The sequence below is a fragment of the Micromonospora sp. ALFpr18c genome, from assembly GCF_008868155.1.
Lineage (GTDB): Bacteria > Actinomycetota > Actinomycetes > Mycobacteriales > Micromonosporaceae > Micromonospora.
In genome coordinates this window covers 1-17,299 of record NZ_WBKR01000140.1, presented here as the reverse complement: position 1 = coordinate 17,299, position 17,299 = coordinate 1, and the positions used below count along the sequence as shown (strand labels likewise).

Below are 17,299 nucleotides of genomic sequence, written 5' to 3'. Positions count from 1 at the left end.
GGCTGTCGGTGGACGGGGCTAGGCTTGTTGTCGTGCACCCCCCGTCCAACCGGACGAGGGGCAGCCGTCGTGTGCGTCGACTCCCCTGGAAGTGATCACATGCTCACCGGTCTGTTCTCCGCCGCCCTGGCCGACCCCGGGCTGGCCCGGGCGCGTGACCTGGCGCGCTCCGGTGCCGCCCAGGTCGACGGGCTCGACATCACCGCCCCCGCCGCGCTGCGCCCGTTCGCCGTCGCGGCGGTCGCCGCGGACAACGAAGGGGCCGGGCGGCCGGTGCTGGCGGTGACCGCCACCACCCGCGAAGCCGACGACCTCGCCGCCGCGCTGGGCGGGCTGCTGCCGCCCGAGCAGGTCGTGGTCTTCCCCTCCTGGGAGACGCTGCCGCACGAGCGGCTCTCCCCGCGCTCGGACACGGTCGGCCGGCGGCTGGCGGTGCTGCGCCGGCTGGCGCACCCGGAGTCGACCGACGCGCACGGCGGCACCGGGCCGCTGCGGGTGGTCGTGGCCCCGGTTCGTTCGCTGCTTCAGCCGCAGCTCAAGGGTCTCGGTGACCTGGAGCCGGTGCAGCTCGCCGCGGGCGAGGAGGCGGACCTGGAAGAGGTCGCCCACCGTCTGGTCGACATGGCGTACGCCCGGGTCGACCTGGTCACCAAGCGCGGCGAGTTCGCGGTACGCGGCGGCATCCTGGATGTCTTCCCGCCCACCGACGAGCACCCGTCGCGGGTCGAGTTCTGGGGCGACGAGGTGGAGGAGATTCGCACCTTCGCGGTCGCCGACCAGCGGACCATCGAGCAGGTTCCGCTGCTCTGGGCGCCGCCCTGCCGTGAGCTGCTGCTCACCCCGGCGGTCCGCGACCGGGCCGCCGCGCTCGCCGAGGAGCATCCGGAGCTGGCGGAGATCCTGGACAAGCTGGCCGAAGGCATCCCGGTGGAGGGCATGGAGTCGCTGGCCCCGGTGCTGGTCGGCCCCGACTCGCTGGAGCTGCTGCTGGACGCGATGCCGGCCGGCACCCACGTCCTGCTGTGCGACCCGGAGCGGATCCGCACCAGGGCGCACGATCTGGTGCGTACCTCGGAGGAGTTTTTGCAGGCCAGCTGGGCCGCCGCCGCGGTCGGCGGCCAGGCCCCGGTGGACGTCGGCGCCGCCGCCTTCCGCACCCTGGGCGAGGTCCGCGCCGCCGCCGCCACGTTGCGCCAGCCGTGGTGGACGCTGTCCCCGTTCGGCCTGGTCGAAGGGGAGACGGCGGAGACCGCCGAGACGCGGCAACCCTGGGAGGACGCGCCCGAGCGGGCCGCCGTCACCCCGGACGACGCCATCGCGGTGACCCTCGCCGCCCAGCCGGCGCCGCTCTACCACGGCGAGACCGGCCGGGTCGTCGACGACCTCAAGCGGTGGGCCGGTGAGGGCTGGTCGATCGCGCTGGTCTTCGAGGGGCACGGCCCCGCCCAGCGGGCGGTGGAGGTGCTGCGCGACGCCGGCCTCGGTGCCCGGCTGACCGAGGAGGTGCCGACCGCGCCCGTCCCGGGCGAGCTGGTGGTCACCTGCGGCGCGCTGAGCAGCGGGTTCGTCGACGAGGCGTCCCGTTTCGTGCTGTTGACCGGCAACGACGTCACCGGCGGTCGGGGCACCTCGACGCGGGACATGCGCAAGATGCCGAGCCGTCGGCGCAACACCATCGACCCGCTGGAGCTGAAGGCCGGCGATTTCGTGGTGCACGAGCAGCACGGCATCGGCCGCTACGTCGAGCTGGTGCAGCGCACCGTCAACGGCGCCAGCCGCGAATACCTGGTCATCGAGTACGCGGCCAGCAAGCGGGGCCAGCCCGGCGACCGGCTGTTCGTGCCGACCGACCAGCTCGACCAGCTCTCCCGTTACGTGGGCGGCGAGCAGCCGACCCTGCACAAGATGGGCGGCTCGGACTGGCAGAAGTCGAAGGCCCGGGCCCGCAAGGCGGTCCGGGAGATCGCCGCGCAGCTCATCCAGCTGTACGCGGCCCGCAAGGCGTCCAAGGGGCACTCGTTCGGCCCGGACACGCCCTGGCAGCGGGAGTTGGAGGACGCGTTCCCCTGGCAGGAGACCCCCGACCAGCTCGCCGCGATCGACGAGGTCAAGCGGGACATGGAGCAGACCGTCCCGATGGACCGACTGATCTGCGGTGACGTCGGCTACGGCAAGACTGAGATCGCGGTCCGTGCGGCGTTCAAGGCCGTGCAGGACGGCAAGCAGGTCGCGGTGCTGGTGCCGACCACGCTGTTGGTGCAGCAGCACTTCAACACGTTCGCCGAGCGGATGAGCCAGTTCCCCGTCGAGATCCGGCAGCTGTCGCGGTTCCAGACCGCGAAGGAGACCGAGCGGACGCTGGAGATGGTGGCCGACGGCACGGTCGACATCGTCATCGGCACCCACCGCCTGTTGCAGACCGCGACCCGGTTCAAGCAGCTCGGTCTGGTGATCGTCGACGAGGAGCAGCGTTTCGGTGTCGAGCACAAGGAGCACCTGAAGACGCTGCGCGCGTCGGTCGACGTGCTGAGCATGTCGGCCACCCCGATCCCGCGGACGCTGGAGATGGCGATCACCGGCATCCGGGAGATGTCCACGATCGCCACCCCGCCGGAGGAGCGGCACCCGGTGCTCACCTTCGTCGGCGCGCAGGACGACCGGCAGGTCGCCGCGTCCATCCACCGGGAGCTGCTCCGCGACGGGCAGGTCTTCTACCTGCACAACCGGGTCGAGTCGATCGACCGGGCGGCGCGGCGGCTGCGGGAGCTGGTGCCCGAGGCGCGGGTCGCGGTGGCGCACGGCCAGATGGGTGAGGACGCCCTGGAGAAGGTGATGGTCGGCTTCTGGGAGAAGGAGTTCGACGTCCTGGTCTGCACCACGATCGTCGAGTCGGGCATCGACATCCCGAACGCCAACACGCTGATCGTGGAGCGCGCCGACCTGCTCGGCCTGGCCCAGCTGCACCAGATCCGGGGCCGGGTCGGCCGGGGTCGGGAGCGGGCGTACGCGTACTTTCTCTACCCGCCGGAAAAGCCGCTCACCGAGCACGCCCACGAGCGGCTGGCGACCATCGCCCAGCACACCGAGTTGGGCGCGGGTATGTACGTGGCGATGAAGGACCTGGAGATCCGGGGCGCGGGCAACCTGCTCGGCGGCGAGCAGTCCGGGCACATCGAGGGTGTCGGTTTCGACCTGTACGTGCGGATGGTCGGCGAGGCGGTGTCCGCGTTCAAGGGTGAGCGGCCGGAGGAGGAGACCGACGTCAAGATCGATTTGCCGATCGACGCGCACCTGCCGCACGACTACGTGAGCGTGGAGCGGCTGCGCCTGGAGATGTACCGCAAGCTCGCCGAGGCGCGCGACGAGGAGCGGCTGCGTGAGGTGGTCGCGGAGATGACCGACCGGTACGGCGAGCCGCCGGCCCCCGTGCAGAACCTGGTGGAGGTGGCCCGGTTCCGCCTGCTGGCCCGCCGGTACGGCCTCACCGACGTGTCCATGCAGGGCAAGCACGTGCGGTTCGGCCCGCTGCCGTTGCCCGACTCGAAGCAGTTGCGGCTCAAGCGCTACCACCCGGACGCGGTCTACAAGCAGGCCACCGACCAGGTCAGCGTGCCTCGGCCGACGACCCGTCGGGTCGGTGGCGAGCCGCTGCGCGACCAGGCGCTGCTCCAGTGGTGCGCCCAGTTGCTCTCCGATGTGCTCGGTGCCCCCGCCCCGCTCGCCGTCGCGGCGAGCTGACCCGGCCGGCCAGGACCTGGCCGGCCACGGAACCCGGCCGGCCACGGGACTTAGCCGGCCACGGACCTGGCCGGCACGGGAGCCGGCCGGCCACAGAGCCGGCTGGACAGGTGAGGCCGGCTGGCCCCGCGCCGCCGGCCGGCCGGGTGAGGTGGGGGCCGTCACAGCATGGAAGAGGGCATGAGAGAGTGACGGGCATGCGTGCTCGCCGTGTGATCGCCGCCGCCAGCGTCGCGGCTCTGGGTGTCCTCTCCCTCGCCGCCTGCGGGAAGTCCGCACCGGACGTCGCCGCGTACGTCGGTGACACGACGTACTCGCTCGACCGGGTCGACGCGATCTACGACGACGTGCAGGCGAAGTACGGCGACGCGGTCCGCCGGGAGGCCGGTCAGGCGGGCGCGACGCCGTCACCCGAGCAGCTGCGTTCCGCCGTCACCCGGCAGGACGTGGTGAACCTGCTGGTCAGCCTGGATCTCGGCAAGCGGGTCGCGGCGGCGAAGAAGCTCCAGGTGCCCGACGAGGTCACGCCGCAGCAGTTGGAGCAGAACCTGCGGGTGCCGGCCAGCACCGAGTACGCCAAGCTCTGGGGTGAGTGGATCGACCTGCTCCAGGCGCTCAACCAGCAGCTCCCGCCGGCCGACCTCAGCGACGATTCGTTGATGGCCGTCTACGACGCGCTCGCGAAGACCGGGGCGATCCAGGGCGGGATGCCGGTGGCCGACGTGCGGCGGGCCTTCGGTGACGGCGGTTTCGTGCGCAGCGCCACCGCGCTCAGCGCCGCGCTGGAGGAAGAGGCGAGCCGGGTCGACGTCACGATCAACCCGCGCTACCGGTCGGTGGGCGTGCCGTCGGTGGTGAGCACCGGCCAGTCGTTGGTCTTCTACTCGCTGCCGTACATCAACGAGGAGGGCCCGGTCACCGACATCTCCACCCCGGGGTCGGTGCCGTCGGACGCGTCCCCGGACGCCGAGGGCACGGCCAGCTGAGCATGACGGCACGGATCGTCCTGCTGGTCACCTCGCCCCGGCTGCCGGCCGGTCTGCTGACCGCCGCCGCCTGGGACGTCGTACGCCAGCACCCGGTTTTGACCGGCGCGGAGAGTGAGTTGACCACGGCGGTGCGCCAGGCGGGCGCCGAGGTGACCGTGGTGGACGGCCCGGCGACGCAGCGGCTGCTGGACACGGTGGCCGAGCACGGCACGGCGGTCTGGTTGGCCGGCCCGGCCGGCGATGAGGCCCTGGCCCGTGAGTTGGGTCTGCGGCTGGCCCGGGAGCCGGGGCTGGCCGAGATGGAGCTGATGTACGGCTCGTGGGATCCGCCGGGCGCCCGGCTGTTGGACGCGGTGGCCGTGCTGGACCGGCTGGCCTCGCCGGGTGGTGATCCGTGGAAGCGGGCGCAGACGCATCGCAGCCTCGCCGGATACCTGCTGGAGGAGAGCTACGAGGCGTACGACGCGATCAGCGCCGACGACACCGACGCGCTTCGCGAGGAGCTGGGTGACGTGCTTCTGCAGGTGGTGTTGCACGCCCGGCTCGCCGAGGAGTTGCCCGAGGACGAGCGGTGGACCATCGACGACGTGGCCGGTGGCCTGGTCGACAAGATGATCCGGCGTAACCCGCACGTCTTCGCCGGCGCGGAGGCGGGCACGCTGGAGGAGATCACCGCCAACTGGGAGCGGATCAAGCGGGCCGAGAAGGCACGCGAATCGGTGCTGGACGGCGTGGCGCTGAGCCAGCCCGCCCTCGCCCTGGCCGCGCAGATCCTGGACCGTGCCGCCCGCGCAGGTTTGTCGGTCCCACCCCCGCTGGCCGCCACCCAGGTCGACGCCGAGGCGAGACTGGGAGCCAGCCTGCTGGCCACGGTAGCGGCGGCCCGCGAGGCGAACCTGAGTCCGGAACAGGCCCTCCGCCGCGCGACCCTGGCCTACGCCGAGGCCGTCCGCATCGCCGAAACTGGTTGATCAACCGGCCCGGAACTGACGCAAACCTTTTGATCAACACGCCCGGGGCGGGCCGGTCGGTAGGGTGGTCCGGTGGAGGAGTTCGGGGTACTCGCTGAGCGGGTTGTTGAGGCACTACTGGAGGCGCGGCCCGGGGTTGCCACCTCGGCGGGGGATCACCGGTTCGACGACCGGCTCCCGGATCTGTCGGCCGGGGCGGTGGCCGGCGATCTCGCGATGCTCTCCGACGCGGCGAACGCGCTGTCCGAACTGGACCCGGACTCGCTCGACGTCGACGACCAGGTGGACCACGCGCTGCTCACCTCGTTCGTCGACCGGGAGCTGTTCGAGCTGACCGAGATCCGCTCGCACGAGTGGAACCCGCTGCGGCACAATCCCGGCCCGCTGCTGCACCCGCTGCTGGCCCGCCCGTACGCCCCGGCCGAGGTGCGACTGACCCAACTGGCCGGCCGGCTCGCCGCCGTACCGGACGCCCTCGCCACCGCCCGCGCGACCCTGCGGGACATGCCGCGCATCCACGCCGAGACGGCGGTCGGGCAGTTCACCGGCACGGCCGCACTGATCCGCGACCAACTGCCGGGGCTGATCGCCCAGGCGCCGGGCAGCCTCGACCGGGTGGAGCCGGCGGCCACCGCCGCGATCGCCGCACTGGAGGAGTTCGTCGCCTGGCTGCGTGCCGGCCTCGCCGCCGACGCCGGCCCCGGCCGCGACCCACGGCTGGGCCGCCGCCGGTGGGAGGCACGCCTCTGGCACACCCTGGACACCGAGCTGGGCGCCGCCGAGATCCAGCGCCGCGCGTGGGCCAACCTGGACCGGGTCACCGCGGAGATCCGCGAGGCGGCCGTCGAGCTGGTCGGTGGCCGGGCCGACGACGAGGCGGTACGCCGGGCACTCGACGTGCTCGCCGCCGAGCACCCCGACGACGCGACCATCGTCGAGCTGGCCGGCATCACCCTGGACGAGGCGACCGACTTCGTCCGCGCCCACGACCTCGTCACCCTGGTCGACGACCGGTGCGTCATCCAGGAGATGCCGGAGTTCGCCCGTGGCGTCGCCGTCGCGTACTGCGACTCGCCCGGCCCGCTGGAGACCGCGAACGTCCCCACCTTCTACTGCATCGCGCCCACCCCGTCGGACTGGCCCGCGCAGCGGGTCGAGTCGTTCTACCGCGAGTACAACGACCACATGATCCGCAACCTGACCGTGCACGAGGCGATGCCGGGGCACTTCCTCCAGCTCGCCCACGCCCGCCGCTACGTCGGTGGCACCCGCGTGCGGGCGCTGGCCGAGTCCGGCCCGTTCGTCGAGGGCTGGGCGGTGTACGCCGAGGAGCTGATGGCCGGGCTCGGCTTCGGCGGTCTGCCGGTGCGGTTGCAGCAGCTCAAGATGCAGCTGCGGATGACCATCAACGCGCTGCTCGACCAGTTGGTGCACGCCGAGGATCTGCCCGAGGCCGAGGCGATGGCGTTGATGACCGGGCGGGGCTTCCAGGAGGAGGGCGAGGCGGCCGGCAAGTGGCGCCGGGCGCTGCTCACCTCCACGCAGCTGTCCACCTACTTCGTCGGGTACAGCGAGGTGGCCGAGATCGCCGCCGCCCGCCCCGACGGGGTGCCGGTGCGTGACTGGCACGACGCGATGCTCGCCCACGACTGCCCACCCCCGCGCCACCTGCGCACCCTGCTGGGTATCTGAGCAACCGCCGCTCACCAGCCAACGCCCGCGCCGAAACGCGCCGCGGACGCAGCGAGACGGCGCGGGCGCAGCGGGCCGCGCGGGTTACGGGCGACCGGGGCGGCGGTCCACCACGTTCGCGCCCGCCGGCGGGTCGAACGCGTCCTGCTGCACCGTCTCGGAGTAGCGGCTCAGTGCCAGTTCCATCGGCTTGCCGTCGACCGGCCCGGTGAAGCTGCCCAGCACGCCCTCCGTGGTGATGCAGGCGGTGAAGTCGCCGTCCGCGCGTTGCACCTCGACGCAGGTGGCGTGGCGGCCGGCGACGGTGGTGTCGGTCTGCTTGATGGCGGCCTGCGGGTCGAGCGCCGCGGCGGTCAGCAGCCCCACCACCACCGGTGGAGTGGCCAGGCCCTGCCGGTTGGCCTCGGTGAAGAGCGCCACGGTGGGCTTGCCGGCGGGTGTGGGCGGTACGACGAGCGTGCACTCCGTACGAGCGCCGGTGGCCGTGCACCGGGTGATCGCCTCCGGGGTGACGGTCAGCCGCCCGCCCGGGTAGGTGTACGACGAGCGGGCCGGACCCTGGGCCTGCACGATCGCGGCGGTCTGGCCACCGGGGAGCTGGTAGTCGGCCGAGTAGGTCAGCTCCAACGCCCGGTCGAGGCGGGCGGCGAGGTCGTTGACGAGGTCGGAGCGTTCCATGGCCACTCCGGCGTCCTCGAATGTCTGACAGCCGGTGACCGTGAGCGACGCGATGACCGACACGGCGAGCATGCGGAGGGTGGTCGAGGCGGCGGGCATGGCGACCAGCCTGGTGGATCTGGTCCGCGCAGCGCAAACTCGTTGCCGGTTGACGCCCGGAAATCCGGGAATGTCCGTCAGCCCGGGACGACTCGGGTGCGCGGGCGACGCCGTGTCCGTTCCCGTGGCCCGATACGCTGCGTTCAACACCTGCCTCAGCCGCACCGTCGCGGCCCACCCACGGACCGGATCACAACAACGAGGAGCGACTCAGTGGCAACCATCGAGGGAATCGTCGCCCGGGAGATTCTCGACTCGCGGGGCAACCCCACGGTCGAGGTCGAGGTCGGCCTGGACGACGGCACGGTGGCTCGCGCCGCGGTGCCCTCCGGCGCCTCCACCGGCGCTTTCGAGGCGATCGAGCTGCGCGACGGTGACGACGACCGCTACCAGGGCAAGGGCGTGGAGAAGGCGGTCTCCAACGTCGAAGACAAGATCGTCGACCAGATCATCGGGTACGAGGCCAGCGAGCAGCGCCTGATCGACCAGAAGATGCTCGACATCGACGGCACCGACAGCAAGTCGGAGCTGGGCGCGAACGCCATCCTCGGGGTGTCCCTCGCGGTGGCGAAGGCGGCCGCCGGCAGCGCCGAGCTGAGCCTCTTCCGCTACCTGGGCGGCCCGAACGCGCACCTGCTGCCGGTGCCGATGATGAACATCCTCAACGGTGGCGCGCACGCCGACTCCAACGTCGACATCCAGGAATTCATGATCGCGCCGATCGGCGCGCCCACGTTCCGTGAGGCGCTGCGCTCCGGCGCGGAGGTCTACCACGCGCTGAAGTCGGTGCTGAAGAAGAAGGGCCTGTCGACGGGTCTCGGCGACGAGGGTGGCTTCGCGCCGAACCTGCCGACCAACGCCGCCGCCCTGGACCTGATCGCCGAGGCGGTCGAGAAGGCCGGCTACCGGCTCGGCACCGACATCGTGTTCGCGCTCGACGTGGCGGCGACCGAGTTCTTCGACAACGGCACCTACACGTTCGAGGGTGCCGCGAAGTCCGCCGAGGAGATGAGCACCTACTACACCAAGCTCGCCGACGCGTACCCGATCGTGTCGATCGAGGACCCGCTGGCCGAGGACGACTGGAGTGGCTGGCAGACGCTGACCGCGTCGATCGGCGACCGGGTGCAGATCGTCGGTGACGACCTGTTCGTCACCAACCCGCAGCGCATCGCCCGTGGCATCGCGGAGAAGGCGGCGAACGCCGTCCTCGTCAAGGTCAACCAGATCGGTTCGCTGACCGAGACCCTGGACGCGGTGGACCTGGCCCACCGGGCCGGCTTCACGTGCATGATGAGCCACCGCTCCGGCGAGACCGAGGACACCACCATCGCCGACCTGGCGGTGGCCACCGGCTGCGGCCAGATCAAGACCGGCGCGCCGGCCCGCTCGGACCGGGTCGCCAAGTACAACCAGCTGCTCCGGATCGAGGAGGAGCTGGCGGACGCGGCGCGCTACGCCGGCGCCGGTGCGTTCCCGCGCTACCGTTCCGCCTGAGACGCTGCCGGGAAGCCCCGCTGCGGGGCTTCCCGACACCCTCTGTAACGCACGAAGCCTCGGGGGAGGGGTGTGACGATGCAGCAGCGCCGCACACCGGGTGGTCAGCGTCCCGCCCGCCGGCCGGGTCAGTCCGGCCGGCCGGGCGGCGGCCGGGCCACCCGTGGGTCGGTCCGGGAGGCCGGGGTACGCGCCGAGCCGCGGGGTGCCGCCGGTCGGGCGCCGGGCGCGGCCCGGGGCGCCGACGGCGTGCGCTCCGCGAACCGGCCGGCCGCCGCTCGGCGTACCGCCGCCGGCGGTGCGGTCAAACGGCTCGTCGCACCCCATCCCCGTCGCTTCACCGGCCGGGCCACCGTGCTGTTCGCGGTGCTGATCGCGCTCGCCCTGGCCTACACCTACCCGGTGCGGGTCTACCTGGACCAGCAGGCCGACATCGAACGGATGGAGGCCGCGCAGGCAGTGCAGGAGGAGGAGATCGCCAAGCTCGCCGCCGAGGCCGCGAAGTGGCAGGACAAGGCGTTCATCGAGACCAAGGCCCGGGAACGGTTCTTCATGGGTCGGCCGGGCGAGAAGATGATGGTGGTCCTACACGATCCGGAGGGCGCCGCCCGGGACGCCGGGAAGTCGGCCGGCCCGGCCGCCCCGGCGGGTCCAGTGACCTGGTACGACACGCTGTGGTCCAGCGTGCAGGCGGCGGACAGCCAGCAGCCGGGCAAGTGACCAACCGACCAGCACCAGGAGAGATGGGCACCGTGACAGTCGTACCACCGTCGGAGCCGGCGGCGGATTCCGTACCTCTGCCGCAGCGGGAACCGGCCACGGAGGCCGACCTGGCCGCGGTGGCCGCGCAGCTCGGCCGCCCGCCCCGGGGCACCCGGGCGGTGGCGCACCGCTGCCCGTGCGGCCTGCCGGACGTGGTGGAGACGACGCCGCGCCTCGCCGACGGCACCCCGTTCCCGACGCTGTACTACCTGACCTGCCCCCGGGCCACGGCGGCGTGCAGCCGCCTGGAGTCGGCGGGGTTGATGAAGGAGATGGCCGACCGGCTGACGACGGACCCCGAGCTGGCCGCGCACTACCGGGCGGCCCACGAGGACTACCTGGCGCGTCGGGAGGCGATTGGCGAGGTGCCGGAGATCGCCGGCATCTCGGCCGGCGGGATGCCGGGCCGGGTGAAGTGCCTGCACGTGCACCTGGGCCATGCGCTGGGCGCGGGGCCCGGCGTGAACCCGTTCGGCGACGAGACGCTGGAGCTGGTCGAGCCGTGGTGGACGGCCGGGCCGTGCGTGGACGTGCCCCCCACCGAATGAGAGCTCAGACCGAGGGGCAGATCCTGGTGCGGCCGGCCCGCACCGGTGATGTGCGGGGCATCCGACGGCTGGTCGACACGTACACCGACGACCGGCGGCTGCTGAGCAAGGCCACCGTGACCCTGTACGAGGACGTGCAGGAGTTCCGGGTGGCGGTCCGCGCCGAGGACGGCGTGGTGGTGGGCTGCGGCGCGCTGCACGTGATGTGGGAGGACCTGGCCGAGATCCGGACGGTGGCGGTGGATCCGTCCTGCCGGGGCCAGCGGATCGGTCACCGGCTGGTGGGTGAGCTGATCGACGCGGCCCGCGAGGTGGGCGTGGCGCGGATCTTCGTGCTCACCTTCGAGACGCGGTTCTTCCACTCGTTCGGCTTCCGCGAGATCGACGGCGCTCCGGTGCCACAGCCGGTGTACGAGCAGTTGCTGCGCTCGTACGACGAGGGTGTCGCCGAGTTTTTGAACCTGGAGCGGGTCAAACCGAACACGCTGGGCAACACCCGGATGCTGCTGCGCCTGTGAGCTGAGTCCTCGCCGGGCTGTCGTAGGGTTGCGGGGTGACGACGCGTGTGGCGGCCATCGACTGCGGGACCAACTCGATCCGACTGCTGGTCGCCGACCTGCCGGAGGCGTCGGCCGGGTCGCAGGCGCCGCTGATCGACCTGACCCGGCGGATGGAGATCGTCCGGCTGGGGCAGGGCGTGGACCGGACGGGCCGGCTGGCGCCGGAGGCGATCGAACGGACCCGGGTGGCGTTGGCGTCGTACGCCGCCGACATCGAGAAACTGGGCGCCCAGCGGGTTCGGATGTGCGCCACCTCGGCCTCCCGCGACGCGGCGAACGCCGCCGACTTCACCGAGATGGTGCAGGCCACCCTCGGGGTCGCCCCCGAGGTGGTCACCGGTGACGAGGAGGCCCGGCTGTCGTTCACCGGCGCGGTGCGCGGGTTGCCGGCCGACGCGCGGGAGCCGTTCCTGGTCGTCGACATCGGTGGCGGCTCGACCGAGTTCGTGGTCGGTGACCGGGCCGGCGGGGTGCGGGCGGCGATCTCGGTGGATATCGGCTGCGTTCGGATGACCGAGCGTCACCTGGCCGGCGACCCGCCGACGCCGGAGCAGGTCGCCGCCGCGCAGGCCGACATCGCGGCGGCGGTGGACCGGGCGCTCGCGGTGGTGCCCGGCCGCGAGGCGGCCACGCTGGTCGGCCTCGCCGGCTCGGTCACGACCGTGGTCGCCATCGCGCAGGACCTTCAGGAGTACGACCCGGAGCGCATCCACCATGCCCGGGTGTCGTACGAGGCGGTGGCCCAGGTGACCGAGGACCTGCTGGGTCGCACCAGCGCGCAGCGGTTGGCGATCCCGGTGATGCACCCGGGCCGGGCCGACGTGATCGGTGCGGGCGCTCTCGTACTTCGCGTGATCATGGAGCGGGCCGGCATGCCGTCGGTGGTCGCCTCGGAGCACGACATTCTCGACGGCATCGCCTGGAGCCTCCAGTAGGGCACGCGCAGGCGTGATCGACTCACCTTCAGTGAAGGTGGGGTGTCCGGTCGCCTTGGATGGCCCGTTTTCCAGGAACGCGAGTGGATCACCCCGCGGGTGCGGGCGTGTCGCGGCGGATTTCGTTGACGCTATTTCGCATTGCACAGTAGTGTGCAGTGCGTGGACACCACACAGTTGCTGAAGGGCGTGCTCGATCTCGCCGTCCTCGCCGTGCTCCGGGAGGAGGACGGCTACGGCTACGACATCCTGCGCCGGCTCCGGGAGGCCGGGCTGGAGGAGGTCGGCGACGCCTCGGTCTACGGCACCCTGCGCCGTCTCTACGCCGCCGGCCTGCTCACCACGTACGTCGTGCCGAGCGAGTCCGGGCCGCACCGCAAGTACTACGCGCTCAACGCCGCGGGGCGTGACCAGTTGACCCGCTCCGGCAAGCTCTGGCGCTCGTTCGCCACCACCATGGACAGTCTGCTCGACGATCGGGGGATGGCGGCATGACCGTCACGGAGCAGGAAATCACCGACTACGTGGCGCGGGTCCGGGCCGTCCTGGCCGACCTGTCGCCCGTGCAGCGCGACGAGCTGACCGAGGACCTGGCCGACCACCTCGCCGAGTTCGCCGCCGAGACCGACGGCACGCTCGTGCAGCGGTTGGGCGAGCCCGAGGCGTACGCCGCCGAGTTGCGCGCCGCGGCCGGCGCGACCGGGCCGGGTGGACGCAACCTGGACCAGCGGGTCGCGTCCGCGGTGGTCCGGGCCCGTGGCCGGCTGCGCGTGCTCGACTCTCGGCTCGGCCCAATTCTGGGGTACGAGAAGGCGAGTGATTTCCTGCGGTTGCTGCGACCCGCCTGGTGGGTGTTGCGCGGCTACCTGGCGGCGATGCTGGTCACGCTCATCACCACGGGCGGCGATTTCGGCCCGCTGCCCCGGTTCGGTGGTGAGCTGCTCGCCGGCCTGATCATGCTGGTCGGGTTCGTGCTCGCCTCGATCTGGCTCGGTCGCCGCTCCGGGCAGTTGACCCGCTGGCCACGATGGGCGATGCACGCCGGCAGCCTGGTGCTGGTCGTCTTCGCGCTTGCCGCGCTGGGCGGCGCGGAGAGTCGGCGCGACGACGGCCTCTACTACGATCAGACCTCGGTCGACAGCCAGTACAGCCAGGTCCGCGATGTCTTCGTCTACGACAGCGAGGGCAAGTTGGTGGAGAACGCCCGGCTCTTCGACCAGAACGGCAACCCGATCCGTCTGGGCTACCCGGACTGCGAGGGCCGCGTCGACGAGTACGGCAACCCGCTGCTGCGCCCGTACCCGTACTGCGTCGAGCAGGCGCCGTTCGGATTCCGCGCCCCGAACGGGCGCGTCCCGACACCGACCGCCGTCCCGACACCGACCGCGACGACCGGGCCGACCGCGACGCCCGAGCCGACCGTCACACCGTCCGGCACTCCGAGCGCCGAGCCCACTCCGACCCCGACCCCGACGAGCTGAGTGTTGATGTGAACTGGATCATGCGACGGAGGCTGGGAAATAGCTGAACGGACGAGGCGAGCGGGACGGCACCGGAAATCAATGATCGTTACGGTGTCGTCTGCTCATCAACCCCTCGGAAGGATCCACCGTGTCAGACCAGGTCGCACCGCCCTCCGCGCCCGAGGCAGCGCCGTCCCAGCCGGCCGACGAGACGCCCAAGTCGGTCGACGAGACGGCCAAGGCGGCGGTCGACACGCCGCAGCCGGCGGAGCCGGAGGCGAAGAAGTCCGGTGCCAAGAAGGCGCTCGGCATCATCGGCGCGATCGTCGTGTTCCTCGTCATCGCCGGCCTGAAGTTCGGTATCGGCTCGGCGATCGGCAACTACCTGAACAAGGACGAGACGGCCGACGCCAAGGCCGGTGACTGCATCGCGGAGCTTCCCGAGATCACCGGCACCGAGGAGGAGAAGGTCGACGGGGCGAAGGTCGTCTCCTGCACCTCCACCGACGCGGCGTACAACGTGGTCGGTCGGGTGGACGGGCAGAGCGAGGCACAGGCCAAGGCCGGCACCGCGTGCGACCAGTTCCTCAAGCAGGGCGATGATGGCTACGTCTTCTACAACATCGAGCCGGGCAAGACGGGCTACGTGCTCTGCCTGACGAAGAAGGCCTGACCGGCCTTCGCGGTACCGACGGCGGCGGGGGAGACGATCCCCGCCGCCGTCGGCGTACCCGGAGTCACCGGCGGGCGAACAGGAGGTGAATGCCACTGTTTCCGCGTCTTCCCGACGGCCGCGCGGCGTGGCAGGCTACCGGCACGTAGGACCACTGGGCGACCAGCCAACGATGACTGACCGCTAGGAGGACGGCCGATGGGCGAAATGGTGCGCTACCGCAGCAACGGGGGCACGAGCGAGGGGTATCTCGCGATACCCGCCAGCGGCACGGCCAGCCCCGCCGTCATCGTCATCCAGGAGTGGTGGGGCCTGGTCCCGCACATCCGGTCGGTGGCGGACCGGTTCGCCGAGGCCGGCTTCGTCGCCCTCGCACCCGACGTCTACCACGGTGAGACCACCAGCGAGCCGGACGAGGCGCAGCGCCTGCTGCTGGCCATGCGGATGGACGAGGCGGCGAAGGACATCGCGGGCGCGGCCGACTACCTCGCCGAGCGGCCCGAGGTCACCGGCAAGGTCGGTGCGGTCGGCTTCTGCGCCGGCGGCAGCCTGGCCCTCTGGTCGGCCACCAGCTCCGAGCGGATCGTCGCCACCGCCGGCTTCTACCCGGTGCTGCCGGGGGAGTCGATGCGCCCCGACTGGGCCGACTACGCCGGCAAGGCCGCCGTCATCCACTGCTCCGAAGAGGACGGCACGTCGACCGACGAGGGTGTGCAGACCGCCCGCCGGGCCATCGAGGAGGCCGGCGGCACCTGCCAGCTCTACGACTACCCCGGCACCTCGCACGCGTTCTTCAACGACGACCGTCCCGAAGCGTTCGACCAGCGTGCCGCCGCCAGCGCCTGGGCCCGGACACTGGAACTCTTCCGGGCCAAGCTTGGCTGAGCCGCGTACCCCCGAGCAGGTGGTCGCCCGCGCAGCGCGGGCGACCGACCTGGCCGACCTCGACGCGGCCGTGAGCGACTGTTTCGCCTGCCCCCGGCTCGTTCAGTGGCGGGAGGAGGTGGCGCGCACCCGCCGGGCCGCCTTCCGCGACCAGGAGTACTGGGGTCGACCGGTGCCGGGCTTCGGCACCGCCGACGCGCGGATCGGCATCCTCGGGCTGGCACCCGCCGCGCATGGCGGAAACCGCACCGGCCGGATCTTCACCGGTGACCGCTCCGGCGACGTGCTCTTCGCCGCCCTGCACCGCGCCGGGCTCGCCAACCAGCCGACCAGCGTCGCCAGCGACGACGGCCTGACCCTGCGGGACACCCGGATCTTCGCGGCCGTCCGGTGCGCGCCGCCGGACAACAAACCCACGCCCGGCGAACGGGACACCTGCGCTCCCTGGCTGCACCGCGAGGTCACCCTGATCCGGCCCACCCTGCGCGTCGTGGTGGCGCTGGGCGCGTTCGCGTGGGCCGCGTGGTGGCCGGTGCTGACCCGGGTGTACGGGCAGCGCCCGCCCAGCCCGCGACCGGCGTTCGGCCATGGGGCACACTGGTCCGCAACGGACGCACCGGAGTTGCTCGGCTGCTACCACGTCAGCCAGCAGAACACCTTCACCGGGCGGCTGACACCTGAGATGTTGGACGACGTCTTCGGCCGGGCCAAGCAGCTGGCCGGAGTGGACTGAGACACGCGTGGGGCGGTGGCGATGACAGACGGTACGCGCCCGCCCACGCCGTACCCGGCCGCCGAGGCGGGGGTGCTGCGCCCGGCGGTCGGCCTGCTTCGGCGATGGTGGCCGGTGGGCACGATCGCCGTCCTGCTCGTCGGCGCGGCGTTGGCGTCCGCGCACTCGTCGATCGGGGCCAGCCGGATCCCGCCGGCCGCGGACAACGTTCCGTGGGTGCCCGAGTATCCGACCGCCGAGCCGCCGCCGTCGATCCCGGTGGAGCCGCGCGAGGCCGGAGAGGCCACCCAGGCGCACATCCCGCAGTGGATCGCGACGGTGGCGATGGTGCTGCTCGGCGTGGCCATCCTCGCCGCTCTCAGCTACCTCGGCTGGATCCTGCTGCGTGGCCTGCGGCGTCGCCGGGCGACCCGCGCGCTGCCCGCGCAGCGGTCCCGGCGGACGGCCGAGGGCACCGCCCGCGACGTGGTCGCCGCCCTCGACGCCGGTCTGGTGGAGCTGGACGACGCCGCCACCGATCCCCGGGTGGCGGTGATCGCCTGCTGGGTACGCCTGGAGGAGGCCGCGGCCACGGCGGGCGTACCCCGGCGTACCGGCGACACCCCCACCGACCTGGTCAGCCGGCTGCTGCGCGGTGACGCCGAGGCGGGGGTGCCGGCGATCGTCAGCACCGACGTGCTGGCCGAGTTCGCGTACGTCTACCGGGAGGCCCGGTACGCCACCCGCCCGGTCGACGAACGCACCCGCGACCAGGCCCGCGCCGCGCTGCGCCGGCTCCGCCAGGAACTGTCGACGGCGGTGGCCGGATGAGCAGCACCAGCATCGACGACCTGCTCGCCTTCGAGGAGGAGGCGGCACCGGCCGGCCCGCAGGAGCGCGGCTCCCGGGCCCGCCCGGTCCTGCGTTCACTCGCGGCGGCCGCCGCGGTGGTCGCCGTGCTGCTCGTCGGCCTCCGCGCGGTCGGGCTCCAGGTCTCGCTGCCCGTGCTGATCGCCGGGGTGCTCGCCGTGCTGGCGGTCCGCCGGGTCACCACCCTGCTCGCGCCGCCACCCCCGCCCCCGCCCGCGGGCCGGACG

Annotated in this window: 16 protein-coding genes and 1 pseudogene; 16 read left to right on the top strand and 1 reads right to left on the bottom strand. The window is 72.4% G+C overall.

The window, feature by feature from the left end; genetic code table 11:
* Positions 1 to 99: 99 nt before the first annotated feature.
* From mfd to F8271_RS22080, 4 genes are all read left to right on the top strand, one after another.
* Positions 100 to 3,738 (top strand): transcription-repair coupling factor, encoded by a 3,639-nt coding sequence (mfd, locus tag F8271_RS22095; protein ID WP_151491731.1) that lies wholly within the window; start codon positions 100 to 102, stop codon positions 3,736 to 3,738.
* A 197-nt stretch (positions 3,739 to 3,935) separates the two neighbouring features.
* Positions 3,936 to 4,724, top strand: a complete 789-nt coding sequence (locus tag F8271_RS22090) for a hypothetical protein (protein ID WP_151491730.1) — start codon at positions 3,936 to 3,938, stop codon at positions 4,722 to 4,724.
* 2 nt (positions 4,725 to 4,726) lie between these two features.
* On the top strand, positions 4,727 to 5,698 hold the full coding sequence (locus F8271_RS22085) for a nucleoside triphosphate pyrophosphohydrolase (RefSeq protein WP_151491729.1): 972 nt from the start codon (positions 4,727 to 4,729) through the stop codon (positions 5,696 to 5,698).
* Between the two features lie 72 nt (positions 5,699 to 5,770).
* Complete coding sequence (locus tag F8271_RS22080) at positions 5,771 to 7,390, top strand: DUF885 domain-containing protein (protein ID WP_151491728.1); 1,620 nt, start codon at positions 5,771 to 5,773, stop codon at positions 7,388 to 7,390.
* Positions 7,391 to 7,474: 84 nt separating this feature from the next.
* Here F8271_RS22080 and F8271_RS22075 read toward each other — a convergent pair whose 3' ends face one another.
* Entirely contained in the window at positions 7,475 to 8,167 is a 693-nt protein-coding gene (locus F8271_RS22075) for a hypothetical protein (protein WP_151491727.1), read from the bottom strand.
* Between the two features lie 213 nt (positions 8,168 to 8,380).
* Here F8271_RS22075 and eno point away from each other — a divergent pair, with 213 nt between their 5' ends.
* The 12 genes and pseudogenes from eno to F8271_RS22015 form a co-directional block, all read left to right on the top strand.
* Positions 8,381 to 9,664, top strand: a complete 1,284-nt coding sequence (gene eno, locus F8271_RS22070; RefSeq protein WP_151491726.1) for a phosphopyruvate hydratase — start codon at positions 8,381 to 8,383, stop codon at positions 9,662 to 9,664.
* 78 nt (positions 9,665 to 9,742) lie between these two features.
* Entirely contained in the window at positions 9,743 to 10,384 is a 642-nt protein-coding gene (locus F8271_RS22065; protein WP_151491725.1) for a septum formation initiator family protein, read from the top strand.
* A gap of 32 nt (positions 10,385 to 10,416) precedes the next feature.
* Complete coding sequence (locus tag F8271_RS22060) at positions 10,417 to 10,974, top strand: DUF501 domain-containing protein (RefSeq protein ID WP_151491724.1); 558 nt, start codon at positions 10,417 to 10,419, stop codon at positions 10,972 to 10,974.
* Positions 10,971 to 11,492: an amino-acid N-acetyltransferase gene (locus F8271_RS22055; protein WP_151491723.1), complete on the top strand. Its 522-nt coding sequence runs from the start codon at positions 10,971 to 10,973 to the stop codon at positions 11,490 to 11,492. Before F8271_RS22060 ends, F8271_RS22055 begins: the two co-directional genes overlap by 4 nt.
* Before the next feature lie 47 nt (positions 11,493 to 11,539).
* Positions 11,540 to 12,469: a Ppx/GppA phosphatase family protein gene (locus F8271_RS22050; protein ID WP_151491733.1), complete on the top strand. Its 930-nt coding sequence runs from the start codon at positions 11,540 to 11,542 to the stop codon at positions 12,467 to 12,469.
* 162 nt (positions 12,470 to 12,631) lie between these two features.
* Complete coding sequence (locus tag F8271_RS22045; RefSeq protein ID WP_151491722.1) at positions 12,632 to 12,964, top strand: PadR family transcriptional regulator; 333 nt, start codon at positions 12,632 to 12,634, stop codon at positions 12,962 to 12,964.
* A complete protein-coding gene (locus F8271_RS22040; RefSeq protein WP_151491721.1) occupies positions 12,961 to 13,950 on the top strand; it encodes a hypothetical protein in 990 nt (329 codons plus the stop codon). Before F8271_RS22045 ends, F8271_RS22040 begins: the two co-directional genes overlap by 4 nt.
* 130 nt (positions 13,951 to 14,080) lie before the next feature.
* Positions 14,081 to 14,605 (top strand): hypothetical protein, encoded by a 525-nt coding sequence (locus tag F8271_RS22035; protein ID WP_225854684.1) that lies wholly within the window; start codon positions 14,081 to 14,083, stop codon positions 14,603 to 14,605.
* Between the two features lie 198 nt (positions 14,606 to 14,803).
* Positions 14,804 to 15,490: a dienelactone hydrolase family protein gene (locus tag F8271_RS22030; protein ID WP_151491719.1), complete on the top strand. Its 687-nt coding sequence runs from the start codon at positions 14,804 to 14,806 to the stop codon at positions 15,488 to 15,490.
* Positions 15,483 to 16,223 carry a uracil-DNA glycosylase gene (locus F8271_RS22025; protein WP_370461944.1) on the top strand — a complete coding sequence of 247 codons (741 nt, stop codon included), beginning with the start codon at positions 15,483 to 15,485 and terminating at the stop codon, positions 16,221 to 16,223. Before F8271_RS22030 ends, F8271_RS22025 begins: the two co-directional genes overlap by 8 nt.
* Before the next feature lie 21 nt (positions 16,224 to 16,244).
* Positions 16,245 to 17,033: a DUF4129 domain-containing protein gene (locus F8271_RS22020; protein WP_151491718.1), complete on the top strand. Its 789-nt coding sequence runs from the start codon at positions 16,245 to 16,247 to the stop codon at positions 17,031 to 17,033.
* Positions 17,030 to 17,299 (top strand): annotated as a pseudogene (locus F8271_RS22015) (hypothetical protein); the annotation flags it as partial. The gene F8271_RS22020 and the pseudogene F8271_RS22015, both read left to right, overlap by 4 nt.

Bases quoted from the DNA above. Each gene is read 5' to 3' on its own strand.
- mfd (WP_151491731.1), top strand. From the start codon at position 100: ATGCTCACCGGTCTGTTCTCCGCCGCCCTGGCCGACCCCGGGCTGGCC.
- F8271_RS22055 (WP_151491723.1), top strand. From the start codon at position 10,971: ATGAGAGCTCAGACCGAGGGGCAGATCCTGGTGCGGCCGGCCCGCACC.
- F8271_RS22065 (WP_151491725.1), top strand. From the start codon at position 9,743: ATGCAGCAGCGCCGCACACCGGGTGGTCAGCGTCCCGCCCGCCGGCCG.
- F8271_RS22020 (WP_151491718.1), top strand. From the start codon at position 16,245: ATGACAGACGGTACGCGCCCGCCCACGCCGTACCCGGCCGCCGAGGCG.
- F8271_RS22075 (WP_151491727.1), bottom strand. From the start codon at position 8,167: ATGCCCGCCGCCTCGACCACCCTCCGCATGCTCGCCGTGTCGGTCATC.
- F8271_RS22030 (WP_151491719.1), top strand. From the start codon at position 14,804: ATGGGCGAAATGGTGCGCTACCGCAGCAACGGGGGCACGAGCGAGGGG.
- F8271_RS22090 (WP_151491730.1), top strand. From the start codon at position 3,936: ATGCGTGCTCGCCGTGTGATCGCCGCCGCCAGCGTCGCGGCTCTGGGT.
- F8271_RS22040 (WP_151491721.1), top strand. From the start codon at position 12,961: ATGACCGTCACGGAGCAGGAAATCACCGACTACGTGGCGCGGGTCCGG.
- F8271_RS22085 (WP_151491729.1), top strand. From the start codon at position 4,727: ATGACGGCACGGATCGTCCTGCTGGTCACCTCGCCCCGGCTGCCGGCC.